Genomic DNA, 16,998 nt, shown 5'->3' with positions numbered 1-16,998 from the left:
CCCGCCCCGAACAGCCCCCGGACGCGCCCCGCTCAGGCCACGGGAACGACGTCCGCGCAGGCCAGCCGGGCCTCGTCGAAACGCCGCAGCACCAGTCGGGCCAAGGCGTCATGCGCACCGACCGGGCCGCTCACATGATCCGCGCCCGCCCCGCCCATCCGGCCATGGAAGAACCCCGGCGCCAGCAGATACGACGCCACCAGCACCCGCCCCGCCCCGCTCGCCCGCTGCTCGGCCACCACACCCGCCAGCGGCGGCCCCCCGGCCGCCACGAACCCGAACGGCACCGGGCGCCGCAACCGCCGCGACACCAACCGCGCCGCCGCCCGCACATCCGCCACACCCGCCGGATCCGACGACCCCGCCGCGCCCAGCACCACCGCGTCCGACCGCAACAGCCGCGGCCCGCCCGGCAGACCCGCCAGCAGCCGATCCGCGACCGCACCCGCCAGCATCGCCGACGGACCCAGCGGCCCCGACACCACCGCGTCCGGACGCAGCCGCTCCACCCGCCCCGGAATGTCCACCAGCGCGTGATACCCCCGCCCCAGCAGCAACGGCACCACCACCACCGGCCCCCCGACCCCCGACACCGCCTCCTCCAGCGACGGCTCGGCCAGCTCGGCATAGGACCCGGCGACCGGCAGCCACGGCCGCAGCTCCCGCACCCGCGCCAGCAACGCCCGGACCACCCCCGGACCCCGCTCGTCACGGGTGCCGTGCGCCACCGCCAGCAGCGTCGGCACGCCCTCACGCACCGCTGTCGGCCCGCACCGTGTCGGCCAGCCGCGGATCACACGCCAGCCGGTACCCGCGCTTGACCACCGTCTCCACGATCCCCGACCGGCCCAGGCCACGGCGCAGGCGCGCCACCGCCATCTCCACCGCGTGCTCATCGGCCTGCGGACGCCCGTCCCGCGACCACGGCGACCCGCCCACGATCAACCGGCTCGGCAGCACCCCGCACAACTCCGCACGCGACACCACATGCCCCGGACGCCGCGCCAGCGCCCGCAGAATCGCCATCGGCGCCGGAGCGATCGGCCGCAACTGCCCGTCCAACACCACCGCGTGCCCGCGCAGCTCCAGCGACACCCCCCGCACCTGCAAACGCCGCGACCGCCGCCGCGGCAGATCCGTCACCAGCGCCCGCACCAGCGCGCCGATCCGCGCCCGCTCCGGCTGAACGGTCGGCACCCCCCGCTCCACCAGCGGCTGCGCCGTCACCGGACCCACGCACGCCGCCACCACATGCGTGCGCAACGCCTCCACCAGCGGCTCCTCCAGCCCGTCCTCGGCCGCCACCGCCAGCGTCGCCGCCACCGCCGGAGACGAGGTGAACGCGATCGCGTCCACCGTCCCCGCCACCGCCTGACCCACCAGCCGCCGCAACGGCGTCGAATCATCGGTCCGCGACCACCGGTACACCGGGATCTCGATCACCTCGGCACCCGCCGCCCGCAGCGCCCCGGTGAACTCCGGAAGATGCTCACCGTACAGCTGCACCGCCACCCGCGCCCCCGACAGATCCTTCTCCAGCAGGTACTTCAGCACCTCGGCGCAACTCTCCGACTCCGGCGACCACAACTCCTGCAGCCCCGCCTGCCGGATCGCCCCACGCGCCTTCGGCCCCCGCGCCAGGATCCCCACCCGCGACAACCGCTCGATCAGACCGTCCCGCAGCCCCCACCCGTCGGCGGTCTCCAGCCACGCCCGGAAACCGATCCCCGTCGTCACCACCACATGGTCCAGCGGCCGCTCGATGCACTCATGCGTGGCCTGCAACAACTCAGCGTCATCCGACAACGGCACCAGCCGGATCGCCGGAGCATGCACCACCCGCGCCCCACGCCGCTCCAGCAACGTGGCCAGCTCCTCATGCCGCCTGGCCGCCGTCACCCCGACGGCGAATCCGGCGAGGGGCTCACTGTCGGTCGTCATCGGGCCGGGCCACCTCCCGGGCCTCCCGCAGGGCCACCTCCACCCGCCCCGTGGACGGCACACGCCGCACCGCGAACGTCGGCAACGCCACCCGCGGATCGTCCAGGCACACCCCCGAACGCAGATCGAAAACCTGCTTGAACATCGGAGACGCCACCGTCGGCGCCCCACCCCGCGTACCCAGGATCCCCCGCGACATCACCTGCGCCCCGCTGAACGGATCCAGGTTCGACAACGCGAACAACCCGCCGTCGAAAACGCGGAACACCGCCACCTGAACCCCCTCCACCATCGCGCACACCCCCCGCTCGGGGAGCAGATCGTCGTAGGCGCAGATGTCGTGCCACCGCACACCGGAACCGGCGGCGGGATACCGGACGAGATCGTGCGTCGTGGTCATCGAGCGGCCACCTCCAGCCTCGGACCCGCCACCAGCACCGGCTTGATCTGCTCACGCTCGGGCGCGAACACGATGCTGGGATCGGGCGTGTCGGGAGCATTCACGAACGAGACGAAACGGCTCAGCTTCTCGGGGTCGTTCAGGGTGTCGCGCCACTCATCGGAATAGGAGCCCACATGCCGCTCCATCGCCGCGTCCAGCTCGGCGCAGATCCCCAGCCGGTCCTCCACGATCACCTCGCGCAGGTACCCCAGCCCCCCGTCCAGGCCCTCCAGCCAGCTCGCGGTGCGCTGCAGCCGGTCGGCCGTGCGGATATAGAACATCAGGAACCGGTCGATATAGCGGACCAGGCTCTCCTCATCCAGATCGGTCGCGAACAGGTCCGCGTGCCTGGGCCGCATCCCCCCGTTGCCGCCCACGTACAGGCTCCAGCCCTTCTCGGTCGCGATGACCCCGAAGTCCTTGCCCCGCGCCTCCGCGCACTCACGCGCACACCCCGACACCGCCGCCTTCAGCTTGTGCGGCGCCCGCAACCCCCGATACCGCAGCTCCAGCTTGATCGCCATGCCGACCGAGTCCTGCACCCCGTACCGGCACCACGTCGACCCCACGCACGACTTCACCGTCCGCAACGCCTTGCCGTACGCGTGCCCCGACTCGAACCCCGCGTCCACCAGCCGCTTCCAGATCCGCGGAAGCTGCTCGACCCGGGCCCCGAACAGGTCGAGCCGCTGCGCCCCCGTGATCTTCAGATAGAGCCCGAACTCCTTGGCCACCTCACCGATCACGATCAGACGATCCGGAGTGATCTCCCCGCCCGGCACCCGCGGCACCACCGAGTACGTGCCGTTCTTCTGCAGGTTGGCCAGAAAATGATCATTGGTGTCCTGCAACGCCGCCTGCTCGCCCTCCAGGATGTGCCCGTTGCCCAGGCTCGCCAGGATCGACGCCACCGCCGGCTTGCAGATGTCACACCCCCGGCCCCGCCCGTACGCCTCGATCAGCCCCGTGAACGTGCCGATCCCCGTCACCCGGACGATGTCGAACAGCTCCGCCCGGCTGTGATCGAAGTGCTCGCACAGCGCCTTGCTCACCTCGACGCCCGCCGCCGCCAGCTCCGCGTCCAGCAGCTTCTTGGCCAGCGGCACGCAACTGCCGCACGTGGCGCCCGCCCGCGTGCACGCCTTGATCCCCGCCACATCCGTCAGGCCCTCATCACGGACCGCGCACCGGATCGTCTCCGCCGTCACGTTGTTGCAACTGCAGATCACCGTCGCCCCGGGCAGGTCACCGCCCGCCGCCTCGGTCCCCCCGAACAACGCCTGCTCCGGCGACCCCGGCAGCTCCGCCCCCACACAGGCCCGCAACGTCGGGTACGCCTCGGCGTCCCCCACCAGCACCCCGCCCAGCAACGTCCGCGCGTCGTCGCTGACCACCAGCTTCTTGTAGACCCCCGCCACCGGATCGGTATAGGTCACATCCAGCGCGCCCTCACCGGCCCCCGCGAACGGGTCACCGAAGCTGGCCACGTCCACGCCCATCAGCTTCAGCTTCGTCGAGGAGTCCGCCCCCTCGAACCGCGCCGGGCTCCGCGTACCCGCCGCCAGCGCCAGCAGCTGGTCCGCCACCACCTCCGCCATGCTGAAACACGGCGCCACCAGCCCGTACACCTGGCCGTCCACCAGCGCGCACTCACCGATCGCGAAGATCGCCGGATCCTCGGTGCGGCACGACCCGTCCACCACCACGCCGCCCCGCTCCCCCACCGGCAGGCCGCACTCCCGGGCCAGCCCGTCACGCGGGCGGATCCCCGCCGAGAACACCACCACACCGGCGTCGATCAGCGCGCCGTCCGACAGCTCCACCGCCGCCACGGCGCCGTCCCCGCCGGCCACCAGCCGCGCCATCGGCGTCCCGGCGTGCACGCGCATGCCCAGGCCCTCGATGTGGCGGCGCAGCATCGCCCCGCCGCCCTCGTCGAGCTGGCGCGGCATCAGCCAGGGAGCGACCTCCACCACGTGGGTGCCGACGCCCAGCCCCTGGAGGGTGCGCGCCGCTTCGAGGCCGAGCAGTCCGCCGCCGACGACGACGCCACCGGCCTCCGGCCTTGACGTTGTAAGGTTCGCGCAGTGGGAACGCAGCGCGTCCAGGTCCTCGATGGTGCGGTAGACGAACACCCCGGGCAGGTCGCGGCCGGGCACCGGCGGGACGAACGGCGCGGACCCGGTCGCCAGCACCAGCGCGTCGAAGGCGACCTCGCGGCCGGAGGCGGTGCGCGCCACCCGCGCGGCCCGGTCGATCGCCACCACGGGGTCACCGGTCAGCACCTCGACGTTCTCGTCGTGCGGCGCGCAGGCCAGGTCGGCGCCCTCGGTCAGGTACGACGTCAGCGCCACGCGGTCGTAGGCGGGTCTGGGCTCCTCTCCGATCACCGTGATGTGCCAGGAGCCGGCCGTGTCGCGCTCGCGCAGCGCCTCGACCAGCCGGTGACCGGCGGGTCCGTGGCCGACGACGACCAGCTCCCTGGATGCGTCCCCTCCGTCGCTCATGGGGCCGATCCTCAGCAGGGGCCGTTTCGCGGTTGCGTCTCCTTTGTCACCGGCGTGTTAAAAGGGCCTCACTTCGTCATCGAATCGTGGTCATCCCGCAATCAACGCGGCGGCGCCTTCGGCGGTGTTCACGCAAAAGAGAAAAACCGCCGTGATCGCGACGGATCACGGCGGTCCCAGACGGTTTCCAGGCGGTTCCCAGACGGTCCCGGAGGAGGGCGGCGCGGGTCAGCCCGCGGGCACCGACTCCTGTTCGCCCAGCCAGCCCACGATGCCCTCCACGGCGTCCCGGCAGCCGCCGCATCCGGTGCCGGCGCGGGTCCGCGCGCACACCTCCTCGACGGTACGGGCGCCATTCTCCCAGCACGCGCGAATTCGGCCTTTCGTGACGTTGTTGCAGTGGCACACGGTCGCCGCGTCGGGCATCCGCACCGGCGAATCGGCGGGCCGCGCGCCGCCCATGCCCGGGAAGAACAGGCTGAGCCGGTCGGCCGGCACCGGCGCCGCGCGGTCGTACAGCTGCGTCAGCGTGCCCGCCGTGCTGGTCTCGCCGAGCAGGATCGCCCCGATCAGCCGGTCCCGCCGGATCGCGACCTTCTTGTAGGTGCCGCGGCCCGCGTCGGCGAAGCTCATGATCTCCACCTCGGGATCGTCGTCGCCGTGATGGGTCTCCCCCATCGCCACCAGATCGACGCCGGTCGCCTTGAGCCGGGTGATCTGCCGCGCCCCGGTGAACCTGGCCGCCGCGTCCGCCCCGGTCAGCAGGTCGGCCAGCACCGCCGCCTGCTCCCACGCGGGCGCCACCAGCCCGTACACCTCCCCGCCGTACTGGGAGCACTCCCCGATCGCCCGGATCGAGGGGTCGGTCACCGACCGCAGCGTCTCGTCCACCACGATCCCGCGGTCGACCTCCAGGCCGGCCGAGCGGGCCAGCCCGACCTCCGGCCGCACACCGCAGGCGATCACCACCAGGTCGGCGTCCAGCGTCTCGGCACCCGGCGTTCCATGGGCAGGCGTCCCCTCACCCGGCGCCGTGTCGCGGGCCGCCAGCTCCACCCCGGTCACACGCCCGTCCTGGACGCGCAGGGCGGTGACGTTGGCGTCCACCCGTGCCTGGACGCCCAGGCGGCCCAGGGTACGGGCCAGCACCTTCCCCGCGCCCGGGTCCAGCTGCCGTTCCATCAGGTGACCGGCCAGGTGCACCACCGTCACCTCCAGCCCCCGCCCGGCCAGGCCGCGCGCCGCCTCGATGCCCAGCAGCCCGCCGCCGACCACCACGGCCCGCCGCGCCCCCGACGCCGCCTCGATGATCGCCGCGCAGTCGTCCAGGGTCCGGAACGTCACCGCGCCCGCGGGCAGCCCGTCCCGCCCCGAGAGCCGGGTGCCGGGGATCGGCGGCACCACCGACCGGCTGCCCGTGGCCAGCACCAGCGTCCCGTACGGGACGGCGCCGCCGTCCGAGCCGTGCACGACCTTGGCGGCACGGTCGATCCGCACCACCTCCACCCCCAGCCGCGCGTCCACCCCGTTCGCCTCGTACCAGGCGGGGTCCACCAGGCCGATCTGGTCCGGGCCCGTCGCGCCGGCCAGCACGTTCGACAGCAGCACCCGGTTGTAGGGCTGCCGCGGCTCGGCGCCGAACACCGTCAGCGGCACCCGCGGGTCCCGCTCCCGGATCTCCGACACCAGCCGCGACCCCGCCATGCCGTTCCCGACGACGACGATCCCGCTCACCGGCTACCTCCCTCTCCCTCCGCCAGGGGTTCCAGCCGCACGGCGCACACCTTGAACTCCGGCATCCGCGACGTCGGGTCCAGCGCCGGGTTGGTCAGCAGGTTGGCCCGGCCCTCGCCCGCCCAGTGGAACGGGATGAACACCGTGTCGCCGCGGATCGTCTCGGTCACCCTCGCCCGCACCGTCGCCTCGCCCCGGCGGCTGGCCACCCGCACGCCGCCGCCGTCCTCGATGCCCAGCCGCCCCGCCAGATCCGGGTGCAGCTCCACGAACGCCTCGGGCGCCGCCTCCACCAGCGGACGCACCCTCCGGGTCTGCGCGCCGCTCTGGTACTGCGCCAGCACCCGGCCCGTCGTCAGATACACCGGGTAGTCGGCGTCGACGTCCTCGGCGGCGCCGCCGTGCTCCACCGGCACCATGCGGGCCCGCCCGTCCGGGGTGGCGAACCGGTCCAGGAACGGACGCGGCGTCCCCGGATGCCCCTCCGAGGGGCAGGGCCAGAACACCCCGCCCTCCTTCTCGATCCGCTCGTAGGTGATGCCCGAGTAGTCGGCCGGGCCGCCCGCGCTGGCCTCCCGCAACTCCTCGAACACCTCGGCGGGCTCGGTGCTCCACGTGCCGGGCGCGTGCAGCCGGTCGGCCAGCACCGCCAGGATCTCCAGGTCGGTCCGGACGCCGCGCGGCGGCGGCACCGCCCGCCTGCGCCGCAGCACCCGTCCCTCCAGGTTGGTCACCGTCCCCGACTCCTCCGCCCACTGCGCGGCGGGCAGCACGACGTCGGCGCGGCGCGCGGTCTCCGAGGGGACGAGATCGGCCACGGCCAGGAAGTCCAGCGCGTCCAGCCGTTCCTCGACCGACGACGAGCGCGGCGCCGACACCACCGGGTTCGACCCGAACAGCAGCAGCGCCCTGGGCCCGCCCGGCGTTCCGAGGGCCGACAGCAGCTCGTAGGCGGACCGTCCGGGCCCCGGAAGGTCCTCGGGGCGCACGCCCCACACCGCCGCGACCCGCGCGCGCGCCACCGGGTCGTCGATCTTGCGGTAGCCGGGGAGCTGGTCGGCCTTCTGCCCGTGCTCCCGGCCGCCCTGCCCGTTGCCCTGCCCGGTCAGGCACCCGTACCCCGAGCCCTCCCGCCCCGGCAGGCCCAGCGCCAGCGCCAGGTTGATGAACGCGGTCACCATGTCCGTGCCGCGCGCGTGCTGCTCGGCGCCCCGGCCCGTCAGGATGTACGACCGCCGCCGCCCGCCCGCCAGCAGCCGCACCGCCTCCCGCATGTACGGCACGGGCACCCCGGTGATCCGCTCGACCCGCTCGGGCATGTAGGCGTTGGCGACCATCCGCACCGCCTCGAACCCCGAGGTGCGCTCCGCGAGGTACGCCTCGTCCACCAGCCCCTCGACGATCGCCAGGTGCAGCAGCCCGTTGGCCAGCGCCAGATCCGTGCCCGGCGTCGGCTGCAGATGCAGGTCGGCCCGCCGCGCCGTGGCGGTACGGCGCGGATCGACCACGATCAGCGCGCCGCCCGCCTTCTGCAGCTCGGTCAGGTGCCGCATGAACGGCGGCATCGTCTCCGCCACGTTCGCGCCGGCCAGCAGCACCGCGTCCGCCCGGCCCAGATCGGTGATCGGCCCCGGCAGCCCCCGGTCCATCCCGAACGCCCGTCCCGACGCCGCCGCGGCCGAGGACATGCAGAACCGGCCGTTGTAGTCGATCTGCGACGTGCGCAGCGCGACCCGGGCGAACTTGCCCAGCTGGTAAGCCTTCTCGTTGGTCAGACCGCCACCGCCGAACACCGCCACCGCGTCCGGGCCGTACGCGCCCTGCAGCCGCGTGACCTCCGACACGATCCGCTCCAGCGCCTCGTCCCAGGAGCACGGCTCCAGCGGCGCGTCCCGCGAGGCCCGCATCAGCGGCGTGGTCAGCCTGTCGGGCACGGCGAGCATCTCGGTGGACGTCCAACCCTTCTGGCACAACCCGCCGCGGTTGGCCGGCACGTCCTCACGGGGCACCACCCGCAACGGCACCCGCCCGCCCTCCGCGGCATCGTGTCCCAGCGACATGCCGCACTGCAACGCGCAGTACGGGCAGTGCGTCGGGGTCTCGGTCATGGGACCGAGCGTGTGCGGGCGCCGTTTCGCCCCTGCGTCCCGCACGTGACCCCGATGTTAAAAGCCCTTCACACGGACGCGTTGGCCAAGGTCAAACGGGGTGCGCCCCGGCGCCTCCGGCACGGGCTCACCACGGCCCTTCCCCGAGCCCGCCGGCCACGACGGAGACCATTGACGATCACGTGTCAAGCGTTGTCGACCATTGTCAATGACCATTCGTCACTTCCCGCACGATGATCGAACGGATCGCTGGCCGCCCGCCCGGGCCGCGCGCGAACCGGCCCGCCCGCACCCCGCCACGCCCCCGGCACGCCTAACCTCGGAGCATGCCCGACCTCGCTTACTACGCCTCGCTTCCCCGCACCCGCGGCGCCGCCGCCGCCCTGCTCCTGGACGACCTGGGACAGGTGCTCCTGGTCAAGCCCACCTACAAGCAGGGCTGGTTCCTGCCGGGCGGGGTCATCGAGGACGGCGAGTCCCCGCTGGCCGCCTGCGTGCGCGAATGCGAGGAGGAACTCGGCCTCGTCCCCCGTCTGGACGGCCTGGTGTGCGTCGACTGGGGCCCGCCACGCGACGGCGTGGACGCGGTCAACGTCTTCGTGTTCGCCGGCACCATCACCGCCGCGCAGCTCGCCGCGCTCCGCCTGCCGCCCGAGGAACTGTCCGGCCACGTCATGGTCGCCCCCGACAAGGTCGAGGAACTGGCACCGCCGCACATCGCCCGCCGCATGCCGCCCAGCCTGCGCGGCCTGGCCGAACGCCGCGCCATCTACCTGGAGGACGGCGTCGAGCCCACCTTCGGCTCCCTCACCCCCGGCTGAGCGCCCGCCCGCGGACGCCCCGGGCGGTAGGCCGCGTCCCGAACGGGTAGGAGCGGACCCTGAAGGATCATGAGCGACACCGTCCACAGGGAGGACCCTCCATGGCGACGTGCGAGGTCTGCGGCAACGACTACGACATGAGCTTCGAGGTGCACGCCCAGGGCGCCGTGCACACCTTCGACTCCTTCGAATGCGCGATCACCAAGATGGCGCCGATCTGCGAGCACTGCCAGTGCCGCATCATCGGCCACGGCATGCAGGTCGACGGCCGCTTCTACTGCAGCGCCCACTGCGCCCGCGAGTCCGTCCCCCGCGTCGCCGATATGGTCGCGGATCACGTCTGAGCGACCGCTCGTCTCGGGGGTGCGGGGGTCGCCCCACAAAGACCCCGAATGACCGCAGCCCTCACAACGGGGGACGGTATGCGGTGCAGTGGAATTATCACTCGCGCATTACGCGACACACGCCCGTGAAATCCGGGATTCCTAACTTGCGTGGTGACGAACCGACCACGAGGAGTCCCGATGACCGTCACCACCGACCTCAAACCGGGAGGCCGCGGTCGCCCGCTGACCCGCCTCAAGGGCCACTGGATCGACGACTGGCGGCCCGAGGACCCCGGATTCTGGGAGAACGGCGGCGCCACCGTGGCCCGCCGCAACCTGATCTTCTCGATCTTCTCCGAGCACATCGGGTTCTCGGTGTGGACCCTGTGGTCCGTGCTGGTGCTGTTCCTGGGCCCCGCCTACGGCATCGACCCGGCGGGCAAGTTCGTGCTCACCGCCGTCCCCGCGCTGCTCGGCTCCGCGCTGCGCATCCCCTACACCTTCGCCGTCGCCAAGTTCGGCGGCCGCAACTGGACGATCTTCAGCGCGGCGCTGCTGCTGGTCCCCTCGATCCTGGCGGCCTTCCTCATCGAGCCGGGCGTCTCCTACAGCACCCTGCTCGTCCTCGCGGCCGTCGCCGGGGTCGGCGGCGGCAACTTCGCCTCCTCCATGGCCAACATCAACGCCTTCTACCCCCAGCACCTCAAAGGCTGGGCCCTGGGCGTCAACGCCGGAGGCGGCAACCTCGGCGTCGCCGTCGTGCAACTCGTCGGCCTGCTGGTGCTGGCCACCGCGGGCAGCGGCAGCCCCGGACTGGTCGCGGGCATCTACATCCCGTTCATCGTCCTGGCCACCCTGGGCTCCGCCCTCTACATGGACAACCTGTCCCAGGCCCGCAACGACAAGCGGGCCATGCGGGACGTCTCCAAGGACCCGCACACCTGGATCATGTCCGTCCTCTACATCGGGACGTTCGGCTCGTTCATCGGCTTCGGGTTCGCCTTCGGCCAGGTGTTGCAGGTCGAGTTCAAGGCCGAGTTCGCCACCCCGATCGAGGCCGCCTACCTCACCTTCCTCGGCCCCCTGCTGGGCTCCCTGATCCGCCCCGTCGGAGGCTGGCTCGCCGACAAGGCCGGGGGCGCCCGCGTCACCTTCTGGAACTTCGTGGCCATGGCCGCCGCTGCCGCCGTGGTCCTCGCCGCGTCGCAGCGGCACTCGCTGCCCCTCTACCTCACCGGGTTCATCCTGCTGTTCGTCTTCAGCGGCATCGGCAACGGCTCCACCTACAAGATGATCCCGGCCATCTTCCGCGCCAAGGCCCAGCTCGGCGTCGCCAACGGCGGCGACCCGGACGCGGCCGAGCACGAGGCCCGCCGCCTGGCCGGCGCCCTGATCGGCATCGCCGGAGCCATCGGCGCGTTCGGCGGCGTGCTGGTCAACATCGCCTTCCGCCAGTCGTTCCTCACCTACAAGACCGGGGACGCCGCCTACATCGCCTTCATCGCCTTCTACGCGCTGTGCTTCGCCCTGACCTGGCTGATCTACATCAGGACCCACCCCAAGAAGCTCGTCGGCGTCTGAAGGGCCCAACGACCGGCAAAGAACGAGCCCGAGCTCAGCTCAGATGGACGGGGCCCGGCGCGCCAGCCGCGCCGGGCGCCGCCGCTCCCCGCCCTCCGGCCCGCCCGGCCACAGCGGCGAACGACCCGACGACCGCAGGACCGACTCCCACGCGTCCCCCGCCGCCAACGGCAGATGCGGCACGCCCCAGTGCCACGCCGACACCAGCAGCCCCGGATCCTCCGGCCGGTAGTCGGCACCCACCGACCGCGCCAGATCCCACGCGTGCAGATGCCATTCCACGCACGCCGCCCCCGCGTGATCCCCCACCGTGTACTTGGCGCCCCGGTAGATCAGATGGGTGCGGTCCCACATGTCCGGCAGCAGATCGGCGTACGCGCTCGCCGACACCTGGAACGCCAGGATCCGGTCGCCTCCCGGCTCCGCCGGCAGCACCGCCAGCTCCGCCGCGTTCTGCCGCGCCTGCTGCCGGATCAGCACCGCCGCGGCCGAGTCCCTGGCGAACAGCTTGGCCAGCCGGCTGTCCGGCGCGTCCCGCAGGTACTCCAGGTAGTTCTCCGCCACGCACCGCAGATGGCCGGCCAGGTCGATCGCCAGCCACTCCGCGCAGGGGGTCGGCGCGGACCAGTCCGTCACCCGGTCCGCGAACACGCCGATCGCCCGGACCCCGTCCCGGTACGACTCCAGGACGCGATCCCGGTCAGGCGGCGTCCGCTCCAATGCATCCCCCCGCGATCAGAACACCGTGCCGGTTCCCCGTTCCGCCAGGGAACATATGAGTCTCACCCGGCGCGTACCACCCCACCCGGGTCTTCCCCGCTCCCCGGGTGGGTAGATTCTCAAAGATCCGCGTCAGGTGCCAACCATGAACGCGGTGTCACCCCCCGCCCGTCCCGGCTCCCGGGCTACACCGACGCGGCCGTGTTGGGGACCGTCCGGTAGCTCAGCCGGTGCGCCTCCCGGGCGGTGCGCAGCCGGTCCACCTCCTCCGTCCACGGGCGCACCGACGGCTTCGCCTTGGCCTTGCGGTAGGCGATCTCGGCCGCCCGGCGCGTCTTGGGGTCGGCGCCCTCGGGCGCGTACGCCTTCGGCCCCGCCGCGACCCGCTCGGCCGCCTCCGCGGCCAGCAGCGCGGCGGTCAGCGCCCGGTCGAACGCGATCGCCTCCTCGCGCGGCCCCACATCGGTGCCGCCGGCGGCCTGCGCGGCGCGCAGCGCCTCCTCCGCCTCGTTCGCCTCGGCCAGCCTGTCACGGTACGTGCCGGCCAGCTCCCGATCGGCCTCGATCAGTTCCGCGACGTCCTTGCTCTTGCGGCGGCCCAGCGGCATGGGGTGCTCCTCGTGTTCCGTGACGGTCCGGGTCCGGTGAACGGGTCCGGCGCTTCCTGGCGATCGGTGACAGCGTACGCGCGTCCCGGCGTGTCGCGTCGCCGGACACCCGGCCACGGCCCTTTACGCAGTAAGGTCGATCCATGGTCCGGCAACCAGCGATCAACGCCCAGCACCGCGCGCCGCTGTCCACCGAGCGCATCATCGAGACCGCCCTCCAGATCGTCGACGGGCAGGGGCTGAGCCGCCTCACCATGCGCAGGCTCGGCGACGCCCTGGAGGTCGAGGCCATGGCGATCTACCACCACCTGCCCCGGGGCAAGGAACAGCTGCTGGACGGCCTGGTCGCGCACGTGGCCGACGCCCCCGCGAGCCTCTCCCCCGGCGCCGCCGGCTGGCGGGAGGCCCTGCGCGGATGGGCCCGCTCCTACCGCGACCGCCTGCTGAGCCACGCCGGGGTCATGCCGCTGCTGGTCACCCGCCGCAACCCGCCCGCCCTCGCGTCGACCGCCGCGTCCCTGCGGGAGGTCCTCCGGCAGGGCGGCGTCCCCGAGGCACAGGCCACCGTCGCGGCGCACACCCTGCTGTCGTACGTCATCGGCCACGCCGCCCTGGAGGTGCGCGGCACGGGCCCCGACGGCGAGACGACGCTCACGGCCGCGGAACCGGAGGGCCCGGTCGACTGGGAGGGCCGCTTCCTCGCCGGGCTCGACCTCGTCCTGGCGGGCGTGAACCCCTGATCAGTCCTCGACGACGAACACGTCCAGGATCTGCGGCCCGTGCAGGCCGGGCGTGCGCTCCAGCTCGATGTCGGCGGTCGCCGGGGGCCCGCTGAGCCAGGTGAGCGGGCGGGACGGGTCCAGCCTGGCCACCGCCTCCGGAACGGTCCCCACGATCTGGTCGGCGTGCACCACGCACAGGTGGTACGGGGGGATGAGCGTGAGGGCGCGGCGCCCCTGGGCGCGTCCCCCGTCCAGGACGATCGTGCCGGTCTGCGCGATGGCGACCGCGCACCCGGTGACCACCCCGTCCAGGGTGTCCAGGACGCCCGCGTCGGCGGGGGGCGAGTCGGCCTGCGCCTGGACGCCCTCCAGCCCGGCCAGCCACCCGAACGGCAGATCGGGAGGCGCGATGATCCGCTTGGCCTCCCGGCCCCACAGCGCGGCGGCGATGCCGGTGGCCAGCTCGTCGGCGCTGACATGCCGGACCGACACGCGCCGTTCGGCGACCCGCTCGGTGAACAGCGCGACCACGTCCGCCCTGGTGGGGGCCTCCCGCTCGCTGATCCGGCGCCGGTAGTCGCGGGGCACCGGGACCTGTGTGCCCCGCATGGGCCCCAGCGCCTCGCGTACCCGTCCCAGGATCCGCTCGCGGGAGTTCATCGCCGCCCCCCTGGCCGTCCGGGACGGGACTCCCACCAGGCACGGAAGCTCTGAGCGGGCGGCGCGGGCACGTCCCGGGCGTCGGTCCACTTGCCGAGCAGGCCCGGCAGGCGGCGGATCCGGCCGCCGCGCGACAGCAGCCGCGCCCACCGGGTGCCGCGCCGCAGCGCCACCTCATAGCGGCGGCGGTCGCCCAGCGTCCACGCCAGCGTCCGCATCATCGCGAGCTCGGGGGTCGGCACCGGACGGCGGCGGCGCGACTCGACCACCCGGCCCCGCAGGCGGACCAGCAGGTCCGGGATGTCGATCTTGACGGGGCACACGTCGGCGCACGCCCCGCACAGCGTGGAGGCGTAGGGCAGCGACGCGTCGGCCGCGCTCTCCACGCCCCGCGTCAGCGGGGTCAGGACGGCACCGATCGGCCCCGGGTGGACCGGCCCGTACGGATGGCCGCCGGTCCGCTCGTACACCGGGCACACGTCCAGGCACGCCGAGCAGCGGATGCAGCGCAGCGCGGCCCGTCCCGCCTCGTCGGCCAGCGCCGAGGTGCGCCCGTTGTCGACCAGCACCAGGTGGAAGGCGCTGGGCCCGTCGCCGGGGGTGACGCCCGTCCAGGTGGAGGTGGCCGCGGTCATCCTCTCCCCTGCCGCCGCACGCGGCAGCAACTGCAGGAAGACCTCCAGGTCGGCCCAGGTCGGCACGGTCTTCTCCAGGCCCGCCACGGTGATCAGCGTGTCCGGCAGGGTCAGGCACATCCGCCCGTTGCCCTCCGACTCCACCAGCACCGCCGTCCCCGTCTCGGCGACCAGGAAGTTGGCGCCGCAGATCGCCACCTTGGCGGGCAGCATCCGTTCGCGCAGCCGGGCGCGGGCGGTCTCGGCCAGGATCTCGGGGTCGTCGGGCAGGTCGGCGGGCGCGCCGGGCAGTTCACGGGCGAACAGCTCCCGCACCTGCGCCCGGTTGCGGTGCATCGCCGGGTACAGCATGTGGGACGGCCGGTCGCCCGGTTCCAGGCCGACGATCAGCTCGGCCAGCCCGGTGTCGCGCGGGACGATGCCGGCGCGGCGCAGCGCCTCGTCCAGCCCGATCTCCTGGGCGACCGCCGAGCGCACCTTCAGCACCTCGGTCTCGCCGGTGTCGCGCACCAGCCGGGTGATGATCCGCCCGGCCTCGGCCGCGTCGGCGGCCCAGTGCACGGTGCCGCCCGCCGCGGTCACCGCCCCTTCCAGCTCCTCCAGGTAGGCGTCCAGGTTGAGCAGCGTCAGATCCTTGATCGCCCGCCCGGCCTCGCGGAGCCGCTCCCAGTCGTCCGCCTCGGCGGTGGCGGCGGCCCGCCGCGCCCGCAGCGCCGCGGTGGCCGCGGCGAGGTTCGCCCGCTGCCGGGTGTCGGCCAGCGCCGTCCGGGCCGCCGCCGAGAACTTCGGCGCGCGGTCCCGGGCAGGCCCGGCCGCGGCCCCTGGACCTTGGGAGGAGGGGGTCGTCCCCGCGGAGGATCTCTCGAAGGACGGAGTCATGTGGCCTCGGTTCCCGCGAGTATCTCCGCCAGGTGCGCGACCCGGACGCCGCCGCGCAGCCGCGACAGGGCGCCGCCGATATGGGCCAGGCAGGAGTTGTCGACGGCGCACACCACGTCCGCCGAGGTCTCCCGGATGTGCCGCACCTTGTCGGCCACCATCGCCACCGACACGTCCGCGTTCTTCATCGCGAAGGACCCGCCGAACCCGCAGCACTCCCCGGCGGCCGGCAGCTCCACCAGCTCCAGGCCCTTGACCTGGCGCAGCAGCCGCAGCGGCCGGTCCCCCAAGGCCAGGGACCGCAGGGAGTGGCACGTCGGGTGGTAGGCGACCCGGTGCGGGAACGAGGCCCCCACGTCGGTGACGCCCAGCACGTCCACCAGGAACTCGGCGAGCTCGTAGACGGCCAGGTCACGGGCGGTGTCGGCGAGGCCGGGGTCCCCGGCGGCCTCGGCGATCCGCGGGTAGGCGTGCCGGACGGTCGCCGCGCACGACGCCGACGGGGTGACGATGACGTCGCCGCCCCCGAACGCCTCGGTGAAACCCCGGGCCAGGCCCGCGGCCTCCCGGTGGTAGCCGGTGGTCCAGTGCATCTGCCCGCAGCAGGTCTGGTCGGCGGGGAACACCACCTCGTGCCCGAGCCGTTCGAGCAGGGCCGTCACGGCGCGGCCCGTGCCGGGGAACAGCGCGTCGTTGAAGCACGCGACGAAGAGCGCGACCCGCATGCAGCTCACCTCCCCCCATGGCCCTGCCCCGTGGGTCATCGTAGAGCGGGACGGGCCGCCACCTGGGCAGAACGAGCGGGCCGGCCCGGCGGAAGGCGTCATCCGGACCGTTCTTGACCTGGAGCTTCACACCGAATCCCGGAAGGTTCGCCGATCCGTCGGCGTGTCGGCGCGGCGCCGCCCTCCGCCGCGAGGGACGCTGGGCCTGACACCGCAGGGTGAGAAGGGTCACAGCCGGACGGTACTCCGGTACCACCTCGCAACCGTCCCAACGGGCTATGGCCGCCCCGGCGCGAACCGTTCCACACTTGAGGGCGTCAGAAGGAACGACCGCAACCGAGTAACCAAGACCGGAGGCACACCATGTGCCCGCACCAGCCACCCTGTCCCTCGGCCGAAGACCCCAACCGCGACGCCGCACGGACGCTCGTCACCCGCCCCGAGCAGGGGTGGAGCCTCCTGTGCAACGGCGTCGTGCTCTTCGAGGACACCGGTGAGCTGCTGCCCGACGGGGGAATCATCGCACCGCACCGCCCGACCGACCTCCGCCAGCCGTCCGCGGCCTGACCCGCGGACCGGACGGACCGGA

16 protein-coding genes are annotated in these 16,998 nt (G+C 73.3%); 5 read left to right on the top strand and 11 right to left on the bottom strand.

Annotation, left to right across the window (positions count from 1 at the left end; genetic code table 11):
* Positions 1 to 32: 32 nt before the first annotated feature.
* From ACGWYJ_RS11030 to ACGWYJ_RS11005, 6 genes are all read right to left on the bottom strand, one after another.
* Positions 33 to 758: a sirohydrochlorin chelatase gene (locus ACGWYJ_RS11030; protein WP_395105733.1), complete on the bottom strand. Its 726-nt coding sequence runs from the start codon at positions 756 to 758 to the stop codon at positions 33 to 35.
* Positions 751 to 1,941: a uroporphyrinogen-III synthase gene (locus ACGWYJ_RS11025; protein ID WP_395105731.1), complete on the bottom strand. Its 1,191-nt coding sequence runs from the start codon at positions 1,939 to 1,941 to the stop codon at positions 751 to 753. Before ACGWYJ_RS11025 ends, ACGWYJ_RS11030 begins: the two co-directional genes overlap by 8 nt.
* The gene (gene nirD, locus ACGWYJ_RS11020) at positions 1,925 to 2,341 is read right to left on the bottom strand and encodes a nitrite reductase small subunit NirD (protein ID WP_395105730.1); all 417 of its coding nucleotides are present in this window, start codon (positions 2,339 to 2,341) and stop codon (positions 1,925 to 1,927) included. Before nirD ends, ACGWYJ_RS11025 begins: the two co-directional genes overlap by 17 nt.
* A complete protein-coding gene (nirB, locus tag ACGWYJ_RS11015; RefSeq protein ID WP_395105728.1) occupies positions 2,338 to 4,890 on the bottom strand; it encodes a nitrite reductase large subunit NirB in 2,553 nt (850 codons plus the stop codon). The genes nirD and nirB overlap by 4 nt, the downstream gene beginning before the upstream one ends.
* Positions 4,891 to 5,118: 228 nt before the next feature.
* Positions 5,119 to 6,624 (bottom strand): FAD-dependent oxidoreductase, encoded by a 1,506-nt coding sequence (locus tag ACGWYJ_RS11010; RefSeq protein WP_395105726.1) that lies wholly within the window; start codon positions 6,622 to 6,624, stop codon positions 5,119 to 5,121.
* Positions 6,621 to 8,732 (bottom strand): molybdopterin oxidoreductase family protein, encoded by a 2,112-nt coding sequence (locus ACGWYJ_RS11005; protein WP_395105725.1) that lies wholly within the window; start codon positions 8,730 to 8,732, stop codon positions 6,621 to 6,623. The genes ACGWYJ_RS11010 and ACGWYJ_RS11005 overlap by 4 nt, the downstream gene beginning before the upstream one ends.
* A 326-nt stretch (positions 8,733 to 9,058) precedes the next feature.
* On the opposite strand from ACGWYJ_RS11005, the gene ACGWYJ_RS11000 reads away from it, so the two are divergent.
* The 3 genes from ACGWYJ_RS11000 to ACGWYJ_RS10990 all read left to right on the top strand — a co-directional run bounded on the left by ACGWYJ_RS11000 (position 9,059) and on the right by ACGWYJ_RS10990 (position 11,460).
* Positions 9,059 to 9,553, top strand: a complete 495-nt coding sequence (locus tag ACGWYJ_RS11000; protein WP_395105723.1) for an NUDIX domain-containing protein — start codon at positions 9,059 to 9,061, stop codon at positions 9,551 to 9,553.
* A gap of 101 nt (positions 9,554 to 9,654) precedes the next feature.
* Positions 9,655 to 9,897, top strand: coding sequence for a hypothetical protein (locus ACGWYJ_RS10995; protein WP_285693704.1), 243 nt, complete (start codon positions 9,655 to 9,657; stop codon positions 9,895 to 9,897).
* Positions 9,898 to 10,077: 180 nt separating this feature from the next.
* Complete coding sequence (locus tag ACGWYJ_RS10990) at positions 10,078 to 11,460, top strand: nitrate/nitrite transporter (RefSeq protein ID WP_395105721.1); 1,383 nt, start codon at positions 10,078 to 10,080, stop codon at positions 11,458 to 11,460.
* Between the two features lie 39 nt (positions 11,461 to 11,499).
* Here ACGWYJ_RS10990 and ACGWYJ_RS10985 read toward each other — a convergent pair whose 3' ends face one another.
* Together ACGWYJ_RS10985 and ACGWYJ_RS10980 are read right to left on the bottom strand one after the other, a co-directional pair.
* Positions 11,500 to 12,180 carry a maleylpyruvate isomerase N-terminal domain-containing protein gene (locus ACGWYJ_RS10985; protein WP_395105719.1) on the bottom strand — a complete coding sequence of 227 codons (681 nt, stop codon included), beginning with the start codon at positions 12,178 to 12,180 and terminating at the stop codon, positions 11,500 to 11,502.
* 185 nt (positions 12,181 to 12,365) lie between these two features.
* Positions 12,366 to 12,788 (bottom strand): plectin, encoded by a 423-nt coding sequence (locus ACGWYJ_RS10980; RefSeq protein ID WP_395105717.1) that lies wholly within the window; start codon positions 12,786 to 12,788, stop codon positions 12,366 to 12,368.
* A 143-nt stretch (positions 12,789 to 12,931) separates the two neighbouring features.
* Between ACGWYJ_RS10980 and ACGWYJ_RS10975 the strand changes: the two genes are divergently transcribed.
* A complete protein-coding gene (locus ACGWYJ_RS10975; protein WP_395105715.1) occupies positions 12,932 to 13,528 on the top strand; it encodes a TetR/AcrR family transcriptional regulator in 597 nt (198 codons plus the stop codon).
* Here ACGWYJ_RS10975 and ACGWYJ_RS10970 read toward each other — a convergent pair whose 3' ends face one another.
* Genes ACGWYJ_RS10970 through ACGWYJ_RS10960 form a run of 3 tightly spaced genes read right to left on the bottom strand, consistent with a single transcriptional unit; the run spans position 13,529 to position 16,409 of the window.
* Positions 13,529 to 14,170 carry an LUD domain-containing protein gene (locus ACGWYJ_RS10970; protein WP_285693699.1) on the bottom strand — a complete coding sequence of 214 codons (642 nt, stop codon included), beginning with the start codon at positions 14,168 to 14,170 and terminating at the stop codon, positions 13,529 to 13,531.
* Complete coding sequence (locus ACGWYJ_RS10965) at positions 14,167 to 15,684, bottom strand: lactate utilization protein B (RefSeq protein ID WP_395105713.1); 1,518 nt, start codon at positions 15,682 to 15,684, stop codon at positions 14,167 to 14,169. Before ACGWYJ_RS10965 ends, ACGWYJ_RS10970 begins: the two co-directional genes overlap by 4 nt.
* On the bottom strand, positions 15,681 to 16,409 hold the full coding sequence (locus ACGWYJ_RS10960) for a (Fe-S)-binding protein (protein ID WP_395105712.1): 729 nt from the start codon (positions 16,407 to 16,409) through the stop codon (positions 15,681 to 15,683). The genes ACGWYJ_RS10965 and ACGWYJ_RS10960 overlap by 4 nt, the downstream gene beginning before the upstream one ends.
* A 363-nt stretch (positions 16,410 to 16,772) precedes the next feature.
* Here ACGWYJ_RS10960 and ACGWYJ_RS10955 point away from each other — a divergent pair, with 363 nt between their 5' ends.
* The gene (locus ACGWYJ_RS10955) at positions 16,773 to 16,976 is read left to right on the top strand and encodes a DUF5999 family protein (RefSeq protein ID WP_285693697.1); all 204 of its coding nucleotides are present in this window, start codon (positions 16,773 to 16,775) and stop codon (positions 16,974 to 16,976) included.
* Positions 16,977 to 16,998: the final 22 nt, after the last annotated feature.

This window comes from Actinomadura sp. SCN-SB (assembly GCF_043906805.1).
Classification (GTDB): domain Bacteria; phylum Actinomycetota; class Actinomycetes; order Streptosporangiales; family Streptosporangiaceae; genus Spirillospora.
This window is presented reverse-complemented; position numbering and strand designations above follow the sequence as displayed.

What these genes read in the sequence shown, in the direction of transcription:
- ACGWYJ_RS11025 (WP_395105731.1), bottom strand. Translation starts at nt 1,941, where the DNA reads ATGACGACCGACAGTGAGCCCCTCGCCGGATTCGCCGTCGGGGTGACG.
- nirD (WP_395105730.1), bottom strand. Translation starts at nt 2,341, where the DNA reads ATGACCACGACGCACGATCTCGTCCGGTATCCCGCCGCCGGTTCCGGT.
- nirB (WP_395105728.1), bottom strand. Translation starts at nt 4,890, where the DNA reads ATGAGCGACGGAGGGGACGCATCCAGGGAGCTGGTCGTCGTCGGCCAC.
- ACGWYJ_RS11005 (WP_395105725.1), bottom strand. Translation starts at nt 8,732, where the DNA reads ATGACCGAGACCCCGACGCACTGCCCGTACTGCGCGTTGCAGTGCGGC.
- ACGWYJ_RS11000 (WP_395105723.1), top strand. Translation starts at nt 9,059, where the DNA reads ATGCCCGACCTCGCTTACTACGCCTCGCTTCCCCGCACCCGCGGCGCC.
- ACGWYJ_RS10995 (WP_285693704.1), top strand. Translation starts at nt 9,655, where the DNA reads ATGGCGACGTGCGAGGTCTGCGGCAACGACTACGACATGAGCTTCGAG.
- ACGWYJ_RS10990 (WP_395105721.1), top strand. Translation starts at nt 10,078, where the DNA reads ATGACCGTCACCACCGACCTCAAACCGGGAGGCCGCGGTCGCCCGCTG.
- ACGWYJ_RS10980 (WP_395105717.1), bottom strand. Translation starts at nt 12,788, where the DNA reads ATGCCGCTGGGCCGCCGCAAGAGCAAGGACGTCGCGGAACTGATCGAG.
- ACGWYJ_RS10975 (WP_395105715.1), top strand. Translation starts at nt 12,932, where the DNA reads ATGGTCCGGCAACCAGCGATCAACGCCCAGCACCGCGCGCCGCTGTCC.
- ACGWYJ_RS10970 (WP_285693699.1), bottom strand. Translation starts at nt 14,170, where the DNA reads ATGAACTCCCGCGAGCGGATCCTGGGACGGGTACGCGAGGCGCTGGGG.
- ACGWYJ_RS10965 (WP_395105713.1), bottom strand. Translation starts at nt 15,684, where the DNA reads ATGACTCCGTCCTTCGAGAGATCCTCCGCGGGGACGACCCCCTCCTCC.
- ACGWYJ_RS10960 (WP_395105712.1), bottom strand. Translation starts at nt 16,409, where the DNA reads ATGCGGGTCGCGCTCTTCGTCGCGTGCTTCAACGACGCGCTGTTCCCC.
- ACGWYJ_RS10955 (WP_285693697.1), top strand. Translation starts at nt 16,773, where the DNA reads ATGTGCCCGCACCAGCCACCCTGTCCCTCGGCCGAAGACCCCAACCGC.